The following is a 22,716-nucleotide window of genomic DNA, read 5'->3' as shown; positions in this document are numbered from 1 at the left end:
GACCGTACAGGGTCGCTGCATAGAGAAGGCGCAGATAGCGTTTCGATCATTCCGTCTCATCCGCCGATATAGGCCGCCAATTCGTCAGGGGTTCCCTTGGGAAAGGCCTGCTTCAAATAGTCGAGGAACGCCGATACGCGGACGCTGAGCAAGCGTCGGGACGGATAGAGCGTCCATAGGGCGATGTCCGGGCCGTCGACATCGCCCCAATGCACCAGCGTTCCAGCAGCCAGATCGTGACTTACAAGCGAGATCGGCAAACGTCCGGCGCCGACGCCCGCCCGGACGGCATCGCGGAACATCAGGAGCGACGAAAGGCGAAGGACTGGCTCAATCGCGATGCGTGATCGTCCGGTCGGCGTCACGATGTCCCAGGCGGCAACGCGCTCGCCGGATTCCCGCACGACGGCCGGAACGGCGAGATCGTCGGTCGGTCTGGCGAGGCCCGGACTCGCGACCACCACCAGCCGGTCGCGCAGGAACACCCGTCCGACAAGACTTTCATCGGGCTCAGGATTGACCCGGATCACCAGATCGTACCCCTCCTCGATCATATCGACGGCCCGGTCTTCCGTCGTGACCTCGAGCCGGATTTCCGGATATTTCAGCGCGAACCCGGCGGCCAGCTTCCCCATCGCAGTTTGGGAGAAGAGCAGCGGTGCGCTGATCCGCAGCTTGCCCCGCGGCGTGTGTCCGCCCGAAGCGATCGCCGTCGCGGTTTCGTCCAGTTCGGTCAGCAACGCTCCCGTCCGCTCGAAGAGCGCCCGTCCTTCCTCGGTGAGCTTCAGCGCGCGCGCCCCGCGCTCGAACAGACGCAAGTCGAGGGCGGCCTCCAGTTCCGCGACCCGGCGAGACAGGGTCGCCTTCGGGCGCCCCGCGGCGCGCGCCGCCTTTCCGAACCCTCCATGCCGGGCAACCAGATTGAAATCAGCGAGGGCGAGAAGGTCCATCTGTTCCACCATTGAGACGCTGTGTCCAAATATAGCGCCTATCGGTTCGAATGTGGATCACTCATTTACGGGATGTCTTTTGACCCAAAACCCGGAGTGAACCCCATGACCATTCTCGTTACCGGCGCGACCGGCAATGTCGGCAGCCAAGTCGTTAACCAGCTCGTCAAGCGCGGCGCCGATATCCGTGCGCTTGTCCGCGATCCTTCCAAGGCGAGCTTCCCGGCGGGCGTCGCCGTGGTGCAGGGCGACCTGCTCGACGCCGATTCCCTGCGCAGCGCCTTCTCGGGCGTCTCCACCCTGTTCCTGCTCAATGCCGTGGTGCCCGATGAATTCACCCAGGCGCTGATCGCGCTCAACCTGGCCCGCGAGGCAGGCATCGAGCGCATCGTCTACCTGTCGGTGATCCACGGCGAGCTTTACGTGAACGTGCCGCACTTCGCCGGCAAGCTCGCGGTCGAGCGGATGATCGACCAGATGGGCCTCAACGCCACCATCCTTCGTCCGGCCTATTTCATGAACAACGAGCTCATGATCAAAGACGTGATCCTCAGCCAGGGCGTCTATCCGATGCCGATCGGCAGCAAGGGCTTGGCAATGGTCGACGCGCGCGACATAGCCGAGGTCGCAGCAATCGAGTTGCTTCGCCGCGAGCAGGCCGAAATTGCCCTCCCGCTCGACCGGATCAACCTCGTCGGTCCCGACACGCTGACCGGCACGGATGTCGCCGGCATCTGGACCGAGGTCCTGGGTCGCCAGATCGCCTATCCCGGCGAAGACCTGGCAGGCTTCGAACAAAGCCTGCGGCAGTTCATGCCGGGTTGGATGGCGCTCGACATGCGCCTGATGGGCGAGCGCTTCATCAGCGAGGGCATGATTCCCGATGCTGGCGACGTCGATCGCCTGACCAAGCTGCTGGGCCGTCCGCTGCGCACCTATCGCGACTTCGCCGCAGAAATCGCTGCCTCGGCCTGACGCCGGCGGCAGCCTGCCACCCCAACATCAATCCCAAGGACACCATTATGATCTACTCAACCGCCACCGTCCCGGTGAACCCGGAAGGCGCGACCAGGCTGACCCGTGCACAAGCCTGGGCTGGCCTGGAGCTCAAGGCCCGCGACGCCCGCCAATTCCTGCCGCCCGGCCTCTGCACCCGCTGCGATGTCGTGGAAGAAAGCGCGACGCATTTCGTGCGCGAAGCGACCATCGCGGGTGCAGATCTGCGCGAGATCATCACGCTTGAACCGGAGAGCAAAGTCACATTCTTCCAGGCCACCGGGCCGCGCGAGGGCGCGATCATCAACGAACTGTTCGAGAGCGCCGACGGCACGCTCCATCTGCGCTTCTACTGCTATCTCGGCCTGCGTGGCAAAGAGCCGAACGGCCCAGAGGAGCAGGCCGAACAGGCGCAGTTCGACGGCGACCAGGGCTACAAAGCCGCCCTGCTGTCCACATTGAAGCGCACCCGCGAGCTGCTCATGGAGGGCCGGCTCTGACCATCACCCATGAACATCAATCAGGGACCTTCTCTCGTCGGCTTGGCTATTCTCGGACGAAGGTGTCGAGGCTGATGCCGAAGGCGCGCCAGGTTCCTACCTGCTTGCGGGAAGCGGTTTCGCCCTCCTTGCCGGTGATGGTGCTGCCGGCCACTGTCAGCCACATCGTCTCCAGTTTGCCGTCCCGCAAAATGCCGGTGTAGCTCACGGCGGCAGGGCCGGCCGTACCCTCGCCGGCGGCCGTTACTCCAATCACGTCGCCATGCGCGATGCCGGATATCGGCACGGTCTGTCCATAGAAGCTGCTGTCTTCGAGCGCCGTGCGAAACGTGCCTTCAATCCGGCTGCCGTCCTCGCCGGTGATGTCGAGGACGGACCCATACTGATTGCGCCATCTGCCAAGCCAAGGCATCCCGCTCCTCCATGACTGTGCTGTCTTTTTCTTCGGTGGATTCGGGCCTGCATCTAACGCGCCGTTCCGAGCGGTCAACGGCGCGGCGGCAAAGGGATCAGCCTGGGATCCAGGCCAGACAGACAGCTCCGCAAATGGAAAGGGGCAGCGCTGGCGCCGCCCCTTTCTCATTGGGAGGACAGTGTCGATCGACCGCTCAGGCGGCTTGGGCTTCGCCGGCGATCGCGTCGGCGGCGCGGGCCGCTTTCAGCACCCTTGCCCACCAGGCGACATCGTTGACCAGCGCGGCGGCCGACTGGTTCAGGTGCTCGAGATCCTCGAGCTTCTTCTCGCCCTGGCGAACCGCAAGGAAATCGCCCCAGGCGATGTGCACCGCCGACTTGACCGGCGCCATCTGCAGCTCGACGGCGATCAGCCGAAGGTGCTCGATCGCGCGCGAGCCGCCGACGCTGCCATAGCCGACAAAGCCGGCCGGCTTCTTGTTCCACTCATTGGCGGCGTAATCGATGGCGTTCTTTAGCACAGCGGTCGGGGCGTGATTGTATTCGGCGGCGGTGAAGATGAAGCCGTCGAACTCGGCGACCTTCTTCTGCCAGCGCTGCGCCACTTCGTTCTGCGACGGCGCCCAGGCGGAGGAAGCGACCTCGTCGAAGAAAGGCAGCGGCCAGTCGCGCAGATCGACGATCTCGACATCGATATCGGCGTGCGACTTGGCGATCTTGGCGATCCACTGCGTCGGCACGTCGGCGAAGCGGGCGGCGCGCGTCGAACCGACGACAATGGCGATTTTGGGCTTGGACATAAGGGGCTCTCCTTGCGGGAATTTCTGGTATCGTTTGGATACCGGCGCTATATGTGATACTGACAAATCGGCGCGCAAGGAGGCACTTCTTTGTTACTGAGGCACCCGCACAACACCGAGGACTGCCGGGCCGTTTCAGAAATCCTGCAACGGGTCGGCGACAAATGGACGGTGCTCGTGGTCGGCAAGCTCGGCGGCGGACCAATGCGCTTCAACGAATTGCGCGCCGCCGTTGGCGGAATTTCGCAAAAGATGCTGACCACCACCTTGCGCGGTTTGGAGCGTGACGGCTTCGTCACGCGCAAAGTGTTTCCGACCATTCCGCCACGTGTCGATTACGAGCTCACCCAACTCGGTCACGAGCTGCTCGTGCCGGTCGGCGCGCTCGGCGAATGGGCGCGCAAGAACACCAATCGGGTCCGCGAAGCACGCGCGAAATTTGACGGCCTAGAGGCCTGAAGCCATTGCAATGCAAGGGTTTTTAGCCTGCCGATGAAACCGTGGGCCTCAGCGCCGGTCGCATCGCGCTTTCGGTTTTGATCAGAGCCTCCGCGGTTCCGCCGCCGGCGTCGCCGGGCAGCTGCTTCGCCAAGGAGACCCCGCCTTTAGCCGCCACCGATCAGACGCTTGGGGCAGTGCTGTCGCAGCACGCCGTCGAGCAGCTCTTGAATTGCGCTGCCATCTTGCCGACCGCCGTCAGATCCCGCATGCAGGCGACGTGTGGAAGACCTGTGCTGACTTCCATGTAGGCCGTTACGCCGAGCAGGCAGACCAAAGCAACAAGGGCTGCCACGAGCCAGCCGTTCAGCATATGTTGACGCATTGTCTTTCCCCCTGCGCCTACAAGGTGGGGCGTGAAGGCAACCATTGGATGTCGCGAAGCAAATCTCCCGCGCAGGCGTTGTTACAGAGCGGCAAGTCTGGGGAGAATCAGTCCCGCCGGAGCATCAGCTCTCGGCCGGAACCGGCTTCGGCTTGCCTTCGCCGTCGAGTGCCACCATGACGAAGTCGGCATGGGTGACCTTCTCCATCAGATCGGAAAGATAGCGCTGCGCCCAAGCCTCGACCTTGAGCACCATCGAGGTGCGGCCGACGCGCTCGACATGGGTGTAGATGCAGAGCGTGTCGCCGATCTTCATCGGCTTGGCGAAGGACATCTCCTTGACCGCGGCGGTGACCACGCGGCCCTTGGCGCGCTCGGCGGCGCGGATGCCGCAGGCAAGGTCCATCTGCGCCATCACCCAGCCGCCGAAGATGTCGCCGGCCGCATTGGCGTCGGAGGGCATGGCGAGCGTGCGCAAGGTCAGATCGCCAAGGGGTTTTCCGTCCGCGTAATGCACCATGGCGAAATCCTCAAAGGGTAGCTTCTGTTGCGTATCAATGCGACCGCCATGTCGCAAGCTCAGGTAAAAGCGAAATGTGCCCCACTGCGCCGGTCGCTTTTTTCACAAGCCATGCCGGAAGCCACGGCGACGCCGCAAGCCGGCAATGTCTAGGGTAAGCGCAACATTGCGGAGCCCGCTTTTCCATCATGCAGACTTACGACTTCATCATCGTCGGCTCCGGCTCGGCCGGTTCCGTCGTTGCCGACAGGCTGTCGGCCTCGGGCCGCTTCTCGGTGCTGGTGCTGGAGGCCGGCGGAACCGACCGGCGGTTCTATGTTCAGATGCCGCTCGGCTACGGCAAGACCTTCTTCGACCCGGCCGTCAACTGGAACTACAAGGCGGAGTCCGACCCTGGCCTGGCCGGCAACAGCGACCACTGGCCGCGCGGCAAGCTGCTCGGCGGCTCGAGCTCGATCAACGCCATGGTCTATATCAGGGGCGCGCGCGAGGATTTCGACGCTTGGGCGGCCGCTGGCAATCCCGGCTGGGCCTATGATGACCTCCTGCCCTCCTTCAAGGCGCTGGAAGACAATGCGGCGGGCGCCGACCAGTGGCGGGGCGTCGGCGGCCCCTTGCACATCACCGACTGCACGAACGCGGTGCATCCGCTGACCAAGCGCTACCTTGCCGCCGCACAGCAAGCCGGGCTGCCGCTCAATCCGGACTTCAACGGCGCCTCCCAGGAAGGCGTCGGCGTCTACCAGATCACGACGAAGAACGGACGCCGCATGTCGGCCGCCCGCGCCTTCCTGCGGCCGGCGATGAAACGCGGCAATGTCCGTGTCGAAACCAACGCGCTGGCGACGAAAATCCTGTTCGAGGGCAAACGCGCCGTCGGCATCGAATACGAGCAGAACGGGCAGAAGAAGACGGCTCGCGCGGGCCGCGAGGTGATCCTGTCGGGCGGCTCGATCAACTCGCCGCAGTTGCTGCAGCTGTCCGGTATCGGCCCTGCGGCATTGCTGGCCGACCTCGGCATCCCGGTCGTCCATGCCAACGACAATATCGGCGCCAATCTGCAGGACCATGTCGGCATCAACTACACCTTCAAGGGCAAGCTGCCGACGCTCAATCAGATCCTCAGGCCCTGGTGGGGCAAGCTGCTCGTCGGCATGCAATACATCCTCTTGCGCTCCGGTCCGCTGTCGCTGTCGATGAACAATGCCGGCGGCTTCTTCCGCACCGACCCGTCGATGACACGGCCGAACATGCAGCTCTATTTCCAGGCCTTCTCCACCGTCATCCCGAAGAGCGGCGAGCGTCCGATCCTGACGCCCGACCCCTGGCCGGGCTTCTCGATAGGCCTGTCCAACTGCCGGCCCTCGAGCCGCGGCGAGATCATGATCCGCTCGAAGGACCCGCGCGAGTATCCAAGGATCACGCCCAACGCCTATTCGACCAACGCCGATGTCGACGAGATGCTGGCGGCGGTGAAGTTCGTGCGCAAGATCGCCTCGATGCCGGCCATGGCCGAGATCATCGAGGAAGAGGTTCTGCCCGGCCCCTCGATCCAGTCGGACGCCGACCTGATCCAGGATTTCAGGAAACGCTCGGGCACCGTCTATCACCCGGTCTCGACCTGCCGCATGGGGCCTGATGCCGCGCGCGCCGTCGTCGACCCGCGGCTTCGGGTGCATGGGCTGGACAGCCTGCGCGTCATCGACGCTTCGATTTTCCCCGACAACATCACGGGCAACACCAACGCCGCCTCGATCCTGACCGGATGGAAAGGCGCCGACCTGGTTCTGGAGGATCACAAATGAAAATCACCGACGTGAAGACCTGGGTTGTCGGCAACCCGCCGCCCGGCATCGGCGGCAAGTATTTCATCTTCGTCAAGCTCACCACCGATGGCGGCGTGGTCGGCTATGGCGAGGCCTACAACGCCACCTTCTCCGCGCATGTCACCGCCAGGATGATCGAGGACATGGCCGAGCGCTATCTCGTCGGCCGCGATCCGCACGACATCGAGAATTTCTTCCGCCGCGCCTATTCCTCCGGCTTCACCCAGCGCCCCGACGTTTCCGGCATGGGCTGCTTCTCGGCGCTCGAAATGGCCTGCTGGGACATCGTCGGCAAGGAGGCCGGCAAGCCGGTCTACAAGCTGCTCGGCGGCCAGGTGCACGAGACCCTGCGCTCCTACACCTACCTCTATCCGCACACCGGCAGCGTCCATTCGGAAGATGCGCGCGGCAAGAACGTCTACAATGACCCCGATATGGCGGCCGCCTGTGCGCTCGAATATGTCGAGCAGGGTTTTAATGCCGTGAAGCTCGATCCGGCCGGCCCCTACACCGCCTATGACGGCCATCAGCCGCGCTTGATCGACATCGATCTGTCGGCGCGCATGGTCAAGGCGATCCGCGAAGCAGTCGGTAACAGGGCGGATATCCTGTTTGGCACGCATGGCCAGTTCACCGCCTCGGGCGCGCTGCGGCTCGCCCGCGCCATCGAGCCCTACGATCCGCTGTGGTTCGAGGAGCCGGTGCCTCCGGACATGCCGGAAGTAATGGCGCAAGTCGCCCGCCAGACCTCCATCCCGATAGCAACCGGCGAGCGGCTGACGACGAAGTTCGAGTTCGCCCGCGTCATCGAGAACCGCGCCGCGACCATCCTGCAGCCGGATCTCGGCCGCTCCGGCGGCATTCTCGAGACCAAGAAGATCGCTGCCATGGCCGAAGCCTACCACATCCAGGTGGCGCCGCATTGCTATTGCGGCCCGATCGTCGGCGCCGCCAACATCCAGCTCGCGGTGACGCTGCCCAACTTCCTCATCCTGGAATCGCTCAAGCAGTGGGACGGTTTCCACGCCACGCTGCTCAAGAAGAAAATCGAATGGCAGGACGGCAACGTCATCCCCTCGAAGGAGCCCGGCCTCGGCGTCGAGCTCGACGAGGCGGTCTGCGAGGCCCATCCCTATAGCGGCAAGGAGCTGCATCTGCAGATGATGCAGACGCCGCTGATGCCGTGACCCTCGCTTATGCCTTCGTCGGCCTTGGCCATCTCGGCGGCAACCTTGCCGCCAGCCTGCTGCGCAACGGCTTTGCCGTCACCGTCTTCGACCGCGACCCGGCGCCGGTCGAGCGCCTGGTCGCGCTCGGTGCATCGGCGTCGGGTAGCCCCGCCGAGGCCGCTGCCCGCGCCGGCAATGCAATCACCTGCCTGCCCTCGCCGAAGGTCAGCGAAACAGTGCTCGCCGGCCCCGACGGATTGCTCCAGGGCCTGCCCGCGGGCGGCACCTGGATCGAGATGTCGACCAATGGCCGTGACGAGATTTTACGACTCGCCGCGCTGGCATCGGCACAAGGCATCGAGACGCTCGAATGCCCGGTGACCGGCGGCGTGCATCTGGCCGCAGTGGGCAGGATCACGGCGCTCGTCGGCGGCGATGCGGCGCTCTACGAACGCCATCGTCCGGCCATCGAGGCGATGTGCGCGAAATCCTTCCTGATGGGGCCGATCGGCTCGGCGGCGGTGATCAAGGTCATCACCAATATGCTCGCCTTCATTCATCTCGTCGCTGCCGGCGAAGCGTTGATGCTGGCGAAGCAGGGCGGGCTCGATCTCGCCCAGGCCTACCACGCCATCGTCGCCTCTTCCGGCAACAGCTTCGTCCACGAGACCGAAAGCCAGCTGGTGCTTAACGGCTCCTACGACGTCGGCTTCACCATGGACCTGGCGCTGAAGGACCTCGGCTTCGCGCTTGCCATGGGCAGGGATTTCGGCGCGCCGCTCGATCTTGCCACCCGCGTCAACGCGATTTTCGAAGAGGGTAAGCGCGCCTATGGTGGTGGTGCCTGGTCGACACAGATCGTCAAGCTTTTGGAGGACGCGGTCGGCACGGAGCTTCGCGCGCCGGGGTTCCCGGCCAAGCTGGAGATTTGAAACAGTGGGATCGTGGAATGAAATCAGGACTTTGAGTAAGCCTCCGGAATCATCCCCGCAACGAATTGAATCGGAACTTCAACATCTCGGTTGGTTCTCAGGCAGAAGTTCCGACCGGACTGCATACCTCGACAATTGGCGGAACCGGCCCTCCCTTCGTCATACTCGGGCTTGACCCGAGTATCCATGCCGCGACCAAGCCGAAGGTGCAGCGGTGAAGAATTCTGCACCGTGGCTGCGCTCAGGAGTCCCGGCATGGATCCCAGGGTCTCCGCGACGGAGCTTCGCTCCTGCTTCGCCCAGGGATGACGACGCCGCGGGGCGCTCCACCCCTGGCCAACGTCTTGATTCAACCTCTCAGCGTCAGCGCGCCGGGCAGGATCTCGAATGTCGCCGGAATTCGGCCTGGCGACTCGCCGTCTATGTCGACCAGCGCGCCGTTCTTCTCGGCATCGCCGAGCGGCTCGACCAGCACCTTGCGGCCACGCAGGATGGTGATTGCCGGATGGTTGCGGTGGCGCCCGCCGTAGAGCAGGCGGAGGTCGCGGATCAGCCCAAGCTTGCCGGCGGCCCGCAGGATGATGATATCGAACTGGCCGTCGGCGAGCTCGGCGTCCGGCGCGATCATCATGCCGCCGCCGAAGAATTTGCCGTTGGCCACCGCCACCAGCGCCATGCGCGCCTCGACCGGCTCGCCGTCGTCGATGGTGATCCTGACATCCTGAAAACGGTAGCGGATGAACTCCAGCACGGTGCGCCAGAAGAACAGCGCCTTGGCCGAGACCCTGCCCTTGCGCTTGTCCGCATTGACGGCGCGATCCGTCGCGCCGGACAGGCCGAGGCTGGCGATGTTGATGAAGTGGCGGCTGGCCAGCGCGCCGTGGTCGTCGATGTAGCAGATGCGGCCGGCGTCGATTTTTCGCGCATTGGAATCGGCGATCCGCTTCAGCGCGGCATCGATGCCGCGCGGCAAGTCGAGCCCGCGCGCGAAGTCGATGCCGGTACCACAGGGCAGAAGGCCAAGCGCGGCTTCCTGGCCGGTCTCATCTTGTGCCTGCAGCAACCCGTCGGCCACCTCGCTTGCGGTGCCGTCGCCGCCTGCCGCGATCACCAGGTCGCACCCGCCGGCGGCGAGGTCGATCGCCAGCCGCTCTGCGTCGCCGCTGGCCTGAGTTTCCCGCAAGTGGAAATCGCCGAAATTCCTGTTGAGCGATGCCGCGGCCTCCGCCCAATGCCGCTTGAGCCTGCCGCCGCCGGCAATCGGATTGAGAACAACCCCGACTTTCAAGTCGACCTCCCCCGAGGCACGTCGCGCACATGCGCGGCGGCACCCGCGCTGGCACCCAGAGTCTTTTGCCGACATTGAAACGCGGACCGGGCGCCGGAGCAAGGCTCCAACATCGAGCGGTCACAGAAAAGCGGGGCAGGCTGTCTAAGCGGTTCGGCCGGCGGATTCCGAAGCTTTCGCCATTGGTCCCCGATAATCCCGCTATCCACAGGCGCGCCGGCATTTCCCAGAGCCCTTACCCGGCGTACATTCAACCCATCTCAGGCGGCTACCGAACGCCCAGCCGAAAGGCAAAGCGCAAGGCGGATTTCCTGAGGCCCGTACGGCCCAGAACGAGAGCAGGCTCGCCTGTTTGAGGGACGGATGCCGAGACCTACGGGTGCCGCGGAAAGCGTGCCAACGCCGACGGCGGACCGATGCTGCCATGAAGGCCGGTAAAAACCTTCGATGGCACGCTGGGCGAAGCCCGCAAGGGTGGAGATCGGCGTGGTCTGGAACGGGAGCTGCCCTTCGGGCGGCGACTGGCAGGACCGTCAAAATCAAGGCCGGCCTGGCGCGACGACTTTACGGAAGTTGCTGCCGTAACCGGTTCCTGATCTGACAGGGAGGCGCTGGGAGAAATCCCAGCGCCAACTGTCTTTTTGGTGCTGTCCGCCTCACAGGCTACCGCCCTCCCGGACATCCGCTGCTGATGCTTTCCGGCCACAGTCGCCGGCCAAGCAACCTTCCGTAACGCATCGACACGCACAATCCACAATCGCGGCCAAATCCCGCCTTGTTCCGCGGCGATTGATCGGTTTGGGAATATTTAAAGGGACAAGACCGTGATCAAGACCGCCCTTGTCGCCATGACCATTGTCGGCTGCGACTGCGACGCCAAGCTCTGCGAATATATCGGCGAGACGCCGGCCAAATGGACGACGCTCGCCGACTGCGAAGCGGCGATGAAGAGCCAGATGCTGCACCAGCGCAATTTCGACTATCCGCTGGTTTCAGGCATCTGCCGCGTCAAGGGCTCGGCCGCTTCCTCCGAGCTTGCCGAGAAAGCTTCCAGGCCGGATCTGAAACCCAGGAACCGCGTTGTCGAAACCATCGCCCCGCTGCCGCCCGAGCTCGACCATCGCCCGAGCGCTCCGGTCGGCGGAACGGTGACCGCCAGCGAAACGGAATCGGCAAAGCCCCTGGCCTTCGACGGGTCGGTCGATGGCGGCCGCGCCGTGCTTTACCGCACCAAGGCCGGCTATGCCGTGGTCAAGACCGACCTCAGCCGCGCTGCTGGCGCAACGGTGGACGTGGCGAAGCGCTCGGCGAACTGGCTGGCCGGACTTACGGGCCTTTGACCTAGCCTTTTACAGCTTGATCTTCAGGGTCTCCCAGAACTTGTCGATCAGCGGCTGTTCGGTGACGTTATCCTGATCGCCGACGCGCGTGATGAAGAGCAGCCCCCGATCGGCTGCGCCGAAACCGACGATCTCGAAATCCGCCCTGTCGGTGCGCGTCTTCACGGTCGCCTTGAGGCCGGTCAGTTGCTTGCCGTCGGCAAGCTTGCGCGTCGTCGGCTGCTGCGTCAGTTGCCCACCCGCCTGGACCGTTTCTTTGGTCATCTCCTGCAGCATCAGCTGGTTGAGGGAGACAGGGTTCATCTTGTCGTATGTCTGCACCACGACGAGGGTGCCGAGCGCCGAAGCCATGAGATATTGAGCGATACCGTCGCCGAGATCGCTCTTGGTGACCGAATTGCTGCTCGGATGGACGAAGGAGAATGTTCCGTCGGAGAAGGTGGCAAAATCATTGTGGTCGAGCCTTACCTTGCTGGTCTTGCCGCTGGGGAGCTTGACGTCGACATCTTCGCCCGGATCGATGTCGACGGTCACGCCGTCGATGGTCAGCCTGAAGGCCTTCGGGTCGTCGGCACGGGCAGGCCCGGCGCAAAGGACGATCGCTGCGTACGCCGCAGCCGCAAATCTCAATCGCATGTCCCTGTCCTCCGCGCCTAGTTCTAGTGCCTCGTTTCGGCGGCCGAAGCCCCTCCGTTATCATTCGCCGATGACAATTGGCGTGGGTCGGTTCCCCGATTGATAAAGCCGACACATTGCCCGAAGATAGTGCGCAGGGATATTGGCTTTGACCGGGGGGTGCCATGACAATTGCCGTTCGCGTCGCGCTATGCCTGCTGCTGGCGCTCGGTCCCTTGCATGCCCGCGCGCAAAGCGACGACAAGGCCATGATGATCGCCTCGGACGACGCCGAGATGGCGGCGGCGATCGCAAAGGCGCGATCCAGCCTGGATGAATTCCTGGCCTTGTCCGACGCTCCGCCGCCGGGAACCGACAGGTTCAAGCTGAAGGTGATGGTCGTCGACGGAAAGGCGACGGAGCATTTCTGGGTCATCCCCTTCAAGCGGACCGCCGACGGCTTCGTCGGCATATTGGCGAACGAGCCGGAAATCGTCCGCAATGTCGTCCTTGGCCAGAACATCGAATTCACCAGGGACGACATCTCCGACTGGGGCTACACCAAAAACGGCCGCCAGGTCGGCAGCTTCACCGTCTGCGTGATGTTTAAGAAGATGTCGAAGGAAGAGGCCGACTATATGCGCACTCAATACGGCTTCGACTGCTGAGGTCTATCCGCTCACTTCATCCCTCGCGCCGATCTTGCGCACCAGTGCGGCCGTCGCCAGCATCGCGCCGAGATCGGTGATCATCGGCGCGACATGGGTGTTGTAATCGATCGGCTGCGAGATATCCGGTAGCTCGAAGAAGTTCTTCGAACGCGGCATCAACAGAAAGCCGTCGCTGCCGCTGAGCGCCACCCGCGCCTGGTCGTAGGGCCATGTCTCGCGGAGCCAGGTCAGCGCCTGCGCCATCCGGCCGGTGACCAGCGGCCGCGCCGCCTCGACATTGTCTGTGCGGAATTCATAAGTGGCATCGAGGTCTTCGACGCCGGAGGACAGCTCCTGCATCTTGCCGGCGAACATGCCGCGGAAGAAATGCGCCACCTTGCCGGCCTTACGCGCGGCGACCAGCGTGCCGGGGAACGGCTCGATGGTCTCGAAGGCGACGATGACGCCCTTGAAGGCGGTCGTCTCGCTTTTGCCGGAGCCTTCCCAGAGCTTCGCCTCGTAGAGCTCGAAGGGAAAATCCTCGTAGCGCCCGGAAATGACATCGTCGAAGCTCTGACGGTTGAAAGCGCCGACGGTTTCGCGTGGCATCCTGCCGAAGGAGTTCGGCCGCGCGCCGCGCTGGTAGCGCACTTCGCGCACGAAGCCGAAGATCATCGGCAGCAACGTATCGCGAAAAGATTGCTGCAGCCGGGTCGCCGGCCTCAGCGCCTGGAAATAGAGCAGCACCGCGACAACGAGGCCGCCGAGATAGAGAAAGACATGCGGCGTCGAAAGCCACTGTTCGTGAGGATCGGCGGCAGCGTTGAACAGCCAGGCGATGAGCGCGACGATGACGACGACCAGGCCGACGAACACAGGCACCCGCCAGCGGACCTGTTTCTGGGCTGACGCCCGTTTCGCCTCATAGTCCTCTATGCCGCGCCTGATGCCCGCGATGGCTGCTTCGCTCGGCATGAAATCCGCTGCTTCCATGGCCACCCCCGGCCGCCGCTGAGATGCCGCCATGATAGCGGCTTTTGCGCGAAAGTCGCCTGCGCCCGTGGCGATCGGCGGCTGATGGTTCTGCAAAGGAATTTTGACCGACTGGCCATGTTGTGTTGGCAGGTGGCATGCCTTGGAAATTGGCCGAAACGTCCACCCAGTCGTCATCCACGGGCGGAGCAAGGAGCGAAGCGACGCGCGCAGACCCGAGGATCCATTCCGTGACGCATGAGCGCTGCTGCGGTCCAGAATTCTGCTCCGCTGCACTCTTTGATCAGGGTCACGGAATGGATCCCAGGGTCTCCGCGACGCCGCTTGGCGTCTGCTCCGCCCAGGGATGACGAGGTTGGAAGGCTTCCGCCAATCCCCGGCGTTTGCGCCGACTTCACGGAAAGGAACGGTGAAAATCGTGCCCGTAGACAAACGGCAACCTTTCAAAATCCCTGTGCGGTGCCACTAGTTGCCCGAAGTGGGAAAAATCGCCTCCAGCCGGGCACCGACCCGCCGCTTGAGCCGGCCGTCCAAAGCCTCGACCGGCATCAGCCGCTCATAGCCTTTATCAGGGAGCCGCATGAAGAAATGCATCTTGTAGGCGGCGATGGCGCCGCGCGTGGCCGGATCGACGCTGACATCGACGACGAATATCGAGCCGATGCGTGCCGGCCATGGCAGTCTGGCGAGCGCAGTGCCGAGGAAATCGCCAAGGCCGTAGGCGATCACGCTGTCGCCGACACGCTCGATGGGCTGCACGACATGCGCGTGATGCCCAGCGATCAACCGGACGCCGTGATCCGCCAGCCGTCTCGCCAGCGCCCGCGTCGCGGGTCGTGGAAAATGCCGGAACTCCCAGTCCCAGTGCGGCACGGCGCAGGTGAGATCGATGCCGGAAACGGCGTCGCTCGGCCATTCGGCGGCATGCATCGAGATGCGTTCTTCGAACGGCGCGCCATCCGTGTTGCGCCAGAGCGTGAAAGCCGCAAAGCCGATCGTCAGCGGTCCGGCCGCATGACGCTGGACGGGCCCGCCGGCAACCGTGCCGATGGTCCGGATCCCGAGCCGGTTCAGCGCCGCGAGCGTTTCGTCGAAACCGGCGATGCCCTGATCGAGCACGTGGTTGTTGGCCAGGGACAGAACGAGCCTGTCGCGCGCGATGCCGGCGGCTGCGAGCGCATCGGCCAGGAAATGCTCGCTCATCGCATGATGCGTGCCGAGCCGCGTGCCTATGACCGCGCGTGCTCGTTCGACGATCGGACTTTCGCAATTGCCGATCACGAGGTCGGCGGATGAAAGCAGCGTCGTGATCGCCGGATCCCAATCCGGCGCATCGCGATTGGCGACTGCCGAAATGTCGCCGACGAAGGCCAGCCGCACCTTCCGTGTGGGCTGCGGATCGAGCAACGTCGCCGCGGGCGCCGCGAAGCCGCTTCTGTCGCCGGCAAGCGACGGTCTCAGCAGGCGCGGCAGCCATGACAGTTTATAGGCAAGCGGATAGTTCGACACGGGCCCATCCAGTTTCGCCCTGTGTAGACTGTCTGATGGATAGGTTGAAGCGGGTTGCTGGCGATCCCGCGGCGGGCATCTCGGACTGACCGAAATCCGTGTATGCTCACGACGTGGAGCAGTGGAGGGCGATGACGATGCGTAGAGTGATCCTTGCAGCAGCCTTGTTTGCATTCCTGCCGGCGTCCGTCGCCTGGGCCGAGATGCCGGACGAAGCCAAGTCCATGTTCGAGGCGAAGAGCGTGGCCGACCGGAACACGGCGCTGTCGACGTTGGAGGCGGCAGCGGCCAAGGACCCAGCCTCAGCCTATGCGGCCGGCGCCGGCGAATTCTTCACTGCGCTCGAGCTCCTCGCCGGCGGCCTGCATCGCCACGGTTTCGAGAGCCCGAGATCCTTCATGCTGCCGCTGATGCGGTTGCCGGTGCCCGACAATCCCCACCCGCAGCCGCTGACCTACGAAGAATTCCGCGCCATCCTGGTCGCCTTCCGTGACCGGCTGGAGAAATCCGCCGTCACGCTTGGCTCCGTGCCAAAGGATGCCGATATCGGCATGATTGTCGACCTCACCCATGTCGGCATCGACCTCAACGAAGATGGCAAGCTCGCGCCCGACGAAAGCATCACCGCCATCATGGCGTCGCTGTCGCGCGGCAGCATCGACACCAGCAATACCGCGCCTTCGCTCACCTTCCGCTTCGACCGCGCCGACGGTTTTTGGCTGCAAGGCTATGCCGAGTTCCTCATGGCGCAGGCCGATTTCTGGCTGGCGCATGATTTCCGCAATGCCTTTGACGGCTCGTTCCACATGCTGTTCCCGCGTGCGAAACTGCCATTGCAGGATACGCTCGTGCCGCTGGACGGCGGCATGAGCGGCAACATGTTCGCCTCGGAATGGCGCTTCGCCGACTTCATCTCGCTGGTGCATCTCGTCAACTGGCCGGTGATCGAGCCGGAACGCCGGCGGGCTGCGCGCCGCCACCTGCTGGAGATGATCCGGCTGTCGCGCGAGGACTGGAAGTCGATCCTGGCCGAGACCGACAATGACCGTGAATGGCTGCCGGGACCGCAGCAGAAGGGCGTCAACCCGCTGACCGGCCTCGAGGTCGGCGAGGAACAGGTGCAGGCCTGGCTCGCCACGCTGACGATAGCCGAGGATCTTCTCGAAGGCCGCGCGCTGCTGCCGCATTTTCGCATTACCGGGAAGGGCATCAACATGAAGCGCTTCTTCGACGAGCCGAAACCTTTTGACCTGGTCCTTTCGATCACCGGTCCCGGCATCGCGCCCTATCTCGAAAGCGGCAAGATCCTCACCAGCGACGATTTCGACCAGATCCAACGCGAGTTCGGCGGCGCCGGTTTCTTGACCTTTGCGCTGTGGTTCAATTGAGGCCCGCGGTCTTAGGTTCCTCGCCCCCATGAAATGGGGGAGAGGTGGCTCGGCGAAGCCGAGACGGAGAGGGGGGCGCCGGTCCCGCGCGGCGAAAGCGCTTTGAAGAGAAGGGCTTGCGCCTTACGAAACCCCCTCTCCGTCCGCTTCGCGGACACCTCTCCCCCGCCTCTGGCGGGGGCGAGGAACCGAACCTTCGAGGTCGACGCCGTCCCCCTGGCTATCGTCAGAAAATTGCGCCCTGATAAAGCACCGCTTCCGCCTCCTCAGGCGCGAAGCGCCGGGCCAGCGTGCGGAAGGCGCTGTGGACGCCGTCGCGGTCGAGGTTGCAGCTTCTGAGGTGGCGGACGGCCAGCGTCGGATCGAATTCGGTGCGCCCGTGCAGGACCCGCTGATTGTCGAAGACCAGCACCTCGCCGGGCTGCAGCTGGTGCCGGAACTGGTTCGCCGGATTGCAGATCAGCCGCGTCAGCTCGGCAAGCGCCTCGATCAGCCCGTCGATCTCATCGACAGCGCCCGTCTGCGGCGCCAGGCAGCGATCGTTGAAGCGTATGCCGGTGACGGCGCCGCTCGCGTCGAGGCTGATGACATGCGCCTCGGCGCTGAAGAACACGTCGCCGGCATGCTCGCGATGGAATGTCACGCCATGTCGAGCGAGCAGGTCGAACAGCTCCGGACTGTTTGTGCGCATCCGTTCGGCGACTTGAAAGCCATCGACCATCAACGAGGTGCCACCGCTGCCCGCGCCGGTCCTGATCGCATGGAAGAAGATGAAGCCCGGCGGCGAATAGCGGAACGGCTCGTCCGTGTGCGGAATTTGCGCGCGCGCCGTTTCCCCGGCCACCCGCGCGTCGGGCCGCGAGATGAGATCGAAAACCTTGCCGTAGCTGGTCTCGCGCACCAGCCCGTAGCGGCCGGCGACGCGCAGCGTCGCCTCAGGCTCGGCCGGGACGCCGGTCAGCATGGCGATACCATGGTCGCGCAAGGCGCGCAGCGAGTGGAAAAGCGCTGCGTCGTCCTCCACCACGGCGTCGAAGGCGAAACGCCCAAGCCGCGCGCCGAGATCGCTATTCCACAGTTCCGGCTGAAAGCGTGGCGCGCCGAAATCGCCGCCGCGTCCGGCATGGGCCGCCAGAAAGCCCACCGCGAAGCGCGAGACATGGCCGTCCCGCCAGACCACGTCCGTCGTCCCATCCGTCGAGATCTCGATCGAGGCCGCGCGAATATCGGCCGGAACATCGGCAGGCGTCAGCCAGCGCTTTCCGGAAGCGGTGTCGCCGCATATCTCGCATTCGCAGGCAAGCCGCAGCCAGCGCATCGACAGCCGGCCGGCGCTGCCGTCATCGAATTCCACGGCGATACGCAGTCCTTCGTTGCGCATCGCTCGCAAGGAGCGCGTCGCGAGTGCCTGGCCGGCGGGGACGGACTGAGTCTGCATATCGAGCATGGCGACGGCTTTCCTGGATTGAGTTGTCTTCAACAACGGTAGGGCGCTCGCGGCTTTTCCTGCAAACGAGTTTGTTTTCGCAAGTTTTGAGGTATTCTCAATCCATGATGCTTCTTCGCGACCTCCCGCTGTCGGCCCTGCGTGCGCTGGCCGCCGCCGCGCGCACCGGCAGTCTGACGCGGGCCGCCGACGAGCTCGGCGTCACGCCGGGCGCCGTCGGTCATCAGTTGCGGCAGCTGGAGGATCGGCTTGGCGTCAAGCTGGTCAGGCGCGAGGGCAACGGCATCGCGCTCACACGCATCGCCGAGGCGGCGCTGCCCGACATCGACCGCGGCTTCGACGCGCTGGTCTCCGGCTTGCGGCGGCTGCGTTTCGAGCGCCGTGCCGATACCTTCACCATCGCCGCCGATCCGTCCTTCGCCTCGCTTTGGCTGGCGCCGCGCCTTGGCAATGTCCGCGCAGCTCTCGGCAGGCTGGACGTGCGCATCGTGGTGTCGATCGCGTTGGATTCGATGCTGGAGGAAGGCATCGACCTCGCCATCAGCTACCGCAACAGCACGGCAAGAGATCTCGCATCGGCCGATCTCTTCGCCGAAAGGGTGATCCCGGCCTGTGCCCCGGCGCTGATCCGCAACCGCGCAGATCAAGATAGCGCCGAAGTGCTCGACCGCCTGCCCCTCCTCCACATCGACCAGACAATGGGCGACGACGTCTACCCCACATGGGCAAGCTGGTTCGCCGCCGCCGGCCGCCAGCGTAAGAACATCGATCACGGACCGCGGTTCCCCTTGACCGTGCTGGCCGCGCAGGCCGCGCTTTCCGGCATGGGGGCGCTGCTTGCCAGCGAACTGGTGCTTAGGGAGCATTTCCGCTCCGGCCAGCTCGTCGAGATCGCCCGCGTTATTCCCGCGCTGACCATCAAGCGCCGTCTGGTCTGGCCGGTGGATGGACCGAAGGCCCGCCGCGCCGCCGTCGTCGCCGCGGCGCTTGCCGCGGTTGCCAAGGCGGAGCCGGACGATCCCAGGCCCATCGGATCATGACCCCTCTCCTGACAGCCTTCTGTCAGCAGCGTCCAAGCGCGGCCGGAGCCCTTTCACTCGGCTCTTTCCATTTCGGCCGAGTCCACCCATATTCGGGCCATGGCCAGACATCCTGACAAGAAGACGCCTTCGCAAGACGGCGCGCCGAAGCGGCGCAGCCCGCTGACCGAATTCCTCGATGCCGCCGAGCCGCTAGAGCCCGGCGGCTTCGCGGAAGCGCCGCAGGCCGACTTTGCCGGCGCGCCGCTGACCGGCTCGATCTCCGATTGGGCCGGGCAGATCGAGCGTGAAGCTGAAAAGCAGCCGAAGGCAAAAGCGCCGAAGAAGATACCCGAGCGCTCGTCGGCGCCCGGCCGCACCGCGCGCGGCACCTCGATGGGCGGCGCTGCCTCGGCGAAGGAGCGCGCGGCCGCTGGCCTCAACCCTGTGGCCGGCCTCGACATCAGCCTGGAGGATGCCGAGTCGGTTTCGTCCGGCGGCGTCACCGCGACGGTCGCGGCGCTGTCGGCGCTGATCGAATCCGGCAATCCGCTGCACAAGGACGGCCAGCTGTGGACGCCGCACCGTCCGGCCCGCCCGGAAAAGTCTGAGGGCGGCATCGCCATCAAGATGGTCTCGGATTTCGAGCCCGCCGGAGATCAGCCGACAGCCATCAAGGACCTCGTCGAAGGCGTCGAGCGGAACGACCGCACCCAGGTGCTGCTCGGCGTCACCGGCTCGGGCAAGACCTTCACCATGGCCAAGGTGATCGAGGAGACGCAGCGCCCTGCTTTGATCCTGGCGCCGAACAAGACGCTTGCCGCGCAGCTCTATGCCGAGTTCAAGAAATTCTTCCCCGAGAACGCGGTCGAGTATTTCGTCTCCTATTACGACTATTACCAGCCGGAAGCCTACGTCCCGCGCACGGACACCTATATCGAGAAGGAATCCTCGATCAACGAGCAGATCGACCGCATGCGCCACTCGGCGACGCGCTCGCTGCTCGAGCGCGACGACGTCATCATCGTCGCCTCCGTGTCCTGCATCTATGGTATCGGCTCGGTCGAGACCTACACGGCGATGACGTTCCAGATGCAGGTCGGCGACCGGCTCGACCAGCGCTCGCTTCTCGCCGACCTCGTCGCCCAGCAATACAAGCGCCAGGACATCAACTTCGTGCGCGGCTCGTTTCGCGTGCGCGGCGACACCATCGAGATCTTCCCCGCCCACCTGGAAGACCGCGCCTGGCGCATCTCGATGTTCGGCGACGAGATCGAACAGATCACCGAGTTCGATCCGCTCACCGGCCAGAAGACCGGCGAGCTGAAAAGCGTCAAGATCTACGCCAACTCGCACTATGTGACGCCGCGCCCGACCTTGAATCAAGCCATCAAGTCGATCAAGGAGGAGCTCAAGCATCGCCTGCAAGAGCTTGAAAAGGCTGGCCGTTTGCTGGAGGCGCAGCGGCTGGAACAGCGCACGCGCTTCGATCTGGAGATGCTGGAGGCGACCGGCTCCTGCGCCGGCATCGAGAACTATTCGCGTTACCTCACCGGACGCCAGCCCGGCGATCCGCCGCCGACCTTGTTCGAATATGTGCCCGACAACGCGCTGATCTTCATCGACGAAAGCCACGTCACCGTGCCGCAGATCGGCGGCATGTATCGCGGCGACTTTCGCCGCAAGGCAACGCTGGCCGAGTACGGTTTCCGCCTGCCCTCCTGTATGGACAACCGGCCGCTCCGCTTCGAGGAATGGGACGCCATGCGCCCGCTGTCGGTGGCGGTCTCGGCGACGCCGGGCGCCTGGGAACTCGACCAGTCCGGCGGCGTCTTCGCCGAGCAGGTCATCCGTCCGACCGGCCTGATCGATCCGCCGGTCGAGGTGCGTCCGGCCAAGAGCCAGGTCGACGACGTCGTCGGCGAGATCCGCGACACGACCCGGGCCGGCTATCGCACGCTGGTCACCGTACTGACCAAGCGCATGGCCGAGGACCTCACCGAATATTTGCACGAGAACGGCATCCGCGTCCGCTACATGCATTCCGACATCGACACGCTGGAGCGCATCGAGATCCTGCGCGATTTGCGCCTCGGCGCCTTCGACGTGCTGGTCGGCATCAACCTGTTGCGCGAAGGCCTCGACATTCCCGAATGCGGCTTCGTCGCCATTCTCGATGCCGACAAGGAAGGGTTCCTGCGTTCGGAAACCTCGCTGATCCAGACCATCGGCCGCGCCGCCCGCAACGTCGACGGCAAGGTCATCCTCTACGCCGACCAGATCACCGGCTCGATGGAACGGGCGATGGCCGAGACCAACCGCCGCCGCGAGAAGCAGATGGAGTGGAACGCCGCCAACGGCATCACGCCGGAATCGGTCAAGTCGCGTATCGCCGACATCCTCGATTCGGTCTACGAGAAGGACCATGTCCGCGCCGACATCTCGCAGTTCACCGACGACGCCGGGGCGATGATCGGCAACAATCTGAAGACGCACCTCGAGGCGCTAGACAAGCAGATGCGCGACGCCGCCGCCAATCTCGACTTCGAGAAGGCGGCGCGCGTCCGCGACGAGATCAAGCGGCTGCGCGAGATGGAGCTTGCCATCTCCGACGACCCGCTGGCGCGCGAGGTGGAAGGCCAAAGCCCTGCCTCAGGCCGCGAAAAGGGCAAGCACAACAAGGGCGTGGCCAAGCATCGCACGGTCGAGGAACAGGAGCGTTTCCGCAAGCTCGATGAGGCACGCGCCGCCGAGGAGGCGGCAAAGGCTGCCCGGCCCAACCTCTTCCGCAAGCCGCATCTGGACGAGATGGGCGCTGACGGCGCCGTGCCGGTGAAGAAGCCGCTCTTCGCCAAACCGTCGATCGACGACATGGGGCCGGGCACCGACATGGCGACCCCGGCCGGCGCGGTGTCGCGTTCGCTGTTCAAGAAGCAGAGCGCGCAGGAAGCGCACGGTTCCGATTTCGGCATCCCCGGCGAGCCGATCAAGCCCCTGTTCAGGAAGAACTCGCTCGACGAGATGACGGTGCGCCGCACAGAGAAACCGGTCGAGGGCAAGAAGCCGGCGAAGCCGCAGCCAACGCCTCCTCAGGCGGGGGAGATGTCCGGCAGGACGGGCGCGAAGGAACGCGACGATAAGCCGATCGTCCGTCAGCGAGCCGGCATCGGCTCCTACGAAGACCCGGCCGACGAGCGCCGGCAGAAACGCCGGCCTAGTAAGACCGGACGGCCGGGGCAGTAGCGCCTTTTCCTTCTCCCCTTGTGGGAGAAGGGAAGTGCGGACCACTTGCCTCCGCCCCTCCCCCGGTGTACCCAGTTCCCAACTCGAACATCTGGAAAGGAGGGCTGCGTGAACTACTGCCACCACCGTCAGCGCGGCCCTGTCTGTGCCCTGCGAGCTTGCTTGCAGGGCTGACCAGGACGGTCCGGGTTTTCCCGCTTCGATTTTTGGTCTGCCCTTCGTGGTGCCGCTGAACCTGGCCTGATGGCCTAGGGGCGCACCGTCAAAGTGCATTGAGCCGGATTTTCCGGACAG

General features: G+C 64.5%; 21 protein-coding genes. 11 read left to right on the top strand and 10 right to left on the bottom strand.

The window, feature by feature from the left end:
- Positions 1–56: 56 nt before the first annotated feature.
- Positions 57–950, bottom strand: a complete 894-nt coding sequence (locus CK219_RS09900) for a LysR family transcriptional regulator (protein WP_095766729.1) — start codon at positions 948–950, stop codon at positions 57–59.
- A gap of 105 nt (positions 951–1,055) precedes the next feature.
- Between CK219_RS09900 and CK219_RS09895 the strand changes: the two genes are divergently transcribed.
- Positions 1,056–1,925, top strand: coding sequence for an NmrA/HSCARG family protein (locus tag CK219_RS09895; protein ID WP_095766566.1), 870 nt, complete (start codon positions 1,056–1,058; stop codon positions 1,923–1,925).
- Between the two features lie 47 nt (positions 1,926–1,972).
- Positions 1,973–2,446 (top strand): SRPBCC family protein, encoded by a 474-nt coding sequence (locus CK219_RS09890; protein WP_095766565.1) that lies wholly within the window; start codon positions 1,973–1,975, stop codon positions 2,444–2,446.
- A 46-nt stretch (positions 2,447–2,492) separates the two neighbouring features.
- On the opposite strand, the gene CK219_RS09885 is transcribed toward CK219_RS09890, so the two are convergent.
- Positions 2,493–2,858 carry an avidin/streptavidin family protein gene (locus tag CK219_RS09885; protein ID WP_095766564.1) on the bottom strand — a complete coding sequence of 122 codons (366 nt, stop codon included), beginning with the start codon at positions 2,856–2,858 and terminating at the stop codon, positions 2,493–2,495.
- Positions 2,859–3,054: 196 nt separating this feature from the next.
- Positions 3,055–3,660, bottom strand: a complete 606-nt coding sequence (locus CK219_RS09880) for an NADPH-dependent FMN reductase (RefSeq protein ID WP_095766563.1) — start codon at positions 3,658–3,660, stop codon at positions 3,055–3,057.
- Between the two features lie 90 nt (positions 3,661–3,750).
- On the opposite strand from CK219_RS09880, the gene CK219_RS09875 reads away from it, so the two are divergent.
- Positions 3,751–4,119, top strand: coding sequence for a helix-turn-helix domain-containing protein (locus CK219_RS09875; RefSeq protein ID WP_095766562.1), 369 nt, complete (start codon positions 3,751–3,753; stop codon positions 4,117–4,119).
- Between the two features lie 160 nt (positions 4,120–4,279).
- Here CK219_RS09875 and CK219_RS09870 read toward each other — a convergent pair whose 3' ends face one another.
- Both CK219_RS09870 and CK219_RS09865 read right to left on the bottom strand, forming a co-directional pair.
- A complete protein-coding gene (locus CK219_RS09870; protein ID WP_095766728.1) occupies positions 4,280–4,483 on the bottom strand; it encodes a hypothetical protein in 204 nt (67 codons plus the stop codon).
- A gap of 124 nt (positions 4,484–4,607) precedes the next feature.
- Positions 4,608–5,003, bottom strand: coding sequence for an acyl-CoA thioesterase (locus CK219_RS09865; protein ID WP_042646168.1), 396 nt, complete (start codon positions 5,001–5,003; stop codon positions 4,608–4,610).
- 188 nt (positions 5,004–5,191) lie between these two features.
- Between CK219_RS09865 and CK219_RS09860 the strand changes: the two genes are divergently transcribed.
- Genes CK219_RS09860 through CK219_RS09850 form a run of 3 tightly spaced genes read left to right on the top strand, consistent with a single transcriptional unit; the run spans position 5,192 to position 8,930 of the window.
- The gene (locus tag CK219_RS09860) at positions 5,192–6,808 is read left to right on the top strand and encodes a GMC family oxidoreductase N-terminal domain-containing protein (RefSeq protein WP_095766561.1); all 1,617 of its coding nucleotides are present in this window, start codon (positions 5,192–5,194) and stop codon (positions 6,806–6,808) included.
- Positions 6,805–8,016: a mandelate racemase/muconate lactonizing enzyme family protein gene (locus CK219_RS09855; protein ID WP_095766560.1), complete on the top strand. Its 1,212-nt coding sequence runs from the start codon at positions 6,805–6,807 to the stop codon at positions 8,014–8,016. Before CK219_RS09860 ends, CK219_RS09855 begins: the two co-directional genes overlap by 4 nt.
- Entirely contained in the window at positions 8,013–8,930 is a 918-nt protein-coding gene (locus tag CK219_RS09850) for an NAD(P)-dependent oxidoreductase (protein WP_095766559.1), read from the top strand. The genes CK219_RS09855 and CK219_RS09850 overlap by 4 nt, the downstream gene beginning before the upstream one ends.
- 349 nt (positions 8,931–9,279) lie before the next feature.
- On the opposite strand, the gene CK219_RS09845 is transcribed toward CK219_RS09850, so the two are convergent.
- On the bottom strand, positions 9,280–10,218 hold the full coding sequence (locus CK219_RS09845; RefSeq protein ID WP_095766558.1) for a diacylglycerol kinase family protein: 939 nt from the start codon (positions 10,216–10,218) through the stop codon (positions 9,280–9,282).
- 824 nt (positions 10,219–11,042) lie between these two features.
- On the opposite strand from CK219_RS09845, the gene CK219_RS09840 reads away from it, so the two are divergent.
- Positions 11,043–11,558, top strand: coding sequence for a hypothetical protein (locus tag CK219_RS09840; RefSeq protein WP_095766557.1), 516 nt, complete (start codon positions 11,043–11,045; stop codon positions 11,556–11,558).
- 9 nt (positions 11,559–11,567) lie between these two features.
- On the opposite strand, the gene CK219_RS09835 is transcribed toward CK219_RS09840, so the two are convergent.
- A complete protein-coding gene (locus tag CK219_RS09835) occupies positions 11,568–12,194 on the bottom strand; it encodes a hypothetical protein (RefSeq protein WP_095766556.1) in 627 nt (208 codons plus the stop codon).
- Between the two features lie 164 nt (positions 12,195–12,358).
- Between CK219_RS09835 and CK219_RS09830 the strand changes: the two genes are divergently transcribed.
- Positions 12,359–12,841, top strand: coding sequence for a DUF2314 domain-containing protein (locus CK219_RS09830; RefSeq protein ID WP_095766555.1), 483 nt, complete (start codon positions 12,359–12,361; stop codon positions 12,839–12,841).
- A 3-nt stretch (positions 12,842–12,844) separates the two neighbouring features.
- Here CK219_RS09830 and CK219_RS09825 read toward each other — a convergent pair whose 3' ends face one another.
- Both CK219_RS09825 and CK219_RS09820 read right to left on the bottom strand, forming a co-directional pair.
- Positions 12,845–13,816 (bottom strand): DUF3137 domain-containing protein, encoded by a 972-nt coding sequence (locus CK219_RS09825; RefSeq protein WP_095766727.1) that lies wholly within the window; start codon positions 13,814–13,816, stop codon positions 12,845–12,847.
- A gap of 465 nt (positions 13,817–14,281) precedes the next feature.
- On the bottom strand, positions 14,282–15,325 hold the full coding sequence (locus CK219_RS09820) for a CapA family protein (protein WP_095766554.1): 1,044 nt from the start codon (positions 15,323–15,325) through the stop codon (positions 14,282–14,284).
- 131 nt (positions 15,326–15,456) lie between these two features.
- On the opposite strand from CK219_RS09820, the gene CK219_RS09815 reads away from it, so the two are divergent.
- On the top strand, positions 15,457–16,713 hold the full coding sequence (locus tag CK219_RS09815; RefSeq protein WP_095766553.1) for a hypothetical protein: 1,257 nt from the start codon (positions 15,457–15,459) through the stop codon (positions 16,711–16,713).
- 226 nt (positions 16,714–16,939) lie between these two features.
- Here the strand turns inward: CK219_RS09815 and CK219_RS09810 are convergent, their stop codons facing one another.
- Positions 16,940–18,160: a TauD/TfdA family dioxygenase gene (locus CK219_RS09810; protein ID WP_095766552.1), complete on the bottom strand. Its 1,221-nt coding sequence runs from the start codon at positions 18,158–18,160 to the stop codon at positions 16,940–16,942.
- Positions 18,161–18,264: 104 nt separating this feature from the next.
- Here CK219_RS09810 and CK219_RS09805 point away from each other — a divergent pair, with 104 nt between their 5' ends.
- Together CK219_RS09805 and uvrB are read left to right on the top strand one after the other, a co-directional pair.
- Positions 18,265–19,200, top strand: coding sequence for a LysR substrate-binding domain-containing protein (locus CK219_RS09805; protein ID WP_095766551.1), 936 nt, complete (start codon positions 18,265–18,267; stop codon positions 19,198–19,200).
- A gap of 99 nt (positions 19,201–19,299) precedes the next feature.
- Complete coding sequence (uvrB, locus tag CK219_RS09800; protein WP_095766550.1) at positions 19,300–22,422, top strand: excinuclease ABC subunit UvrB; 3,123 nt, start codon at positions 19,300–19,302, stop codon at positions 22,420–22,422.
- Positions 22,423–22,716 lie beyond the last annotated feature (294 nt).

Source organism: Mesorhizobium sp. WSM4313 (assembly GCF_002294725.1).
GTDB lineage: Bacteria > Pseudomonadota > Alphaproteobacteria > Rhizobiales > Rhizobiaceae > Mesorhizobium.
The sequence above is the reverse complement of the archived record's forward strand: the minus strand, read 5'-3'. Positions and strand labels throughout refer to the sequence as shown.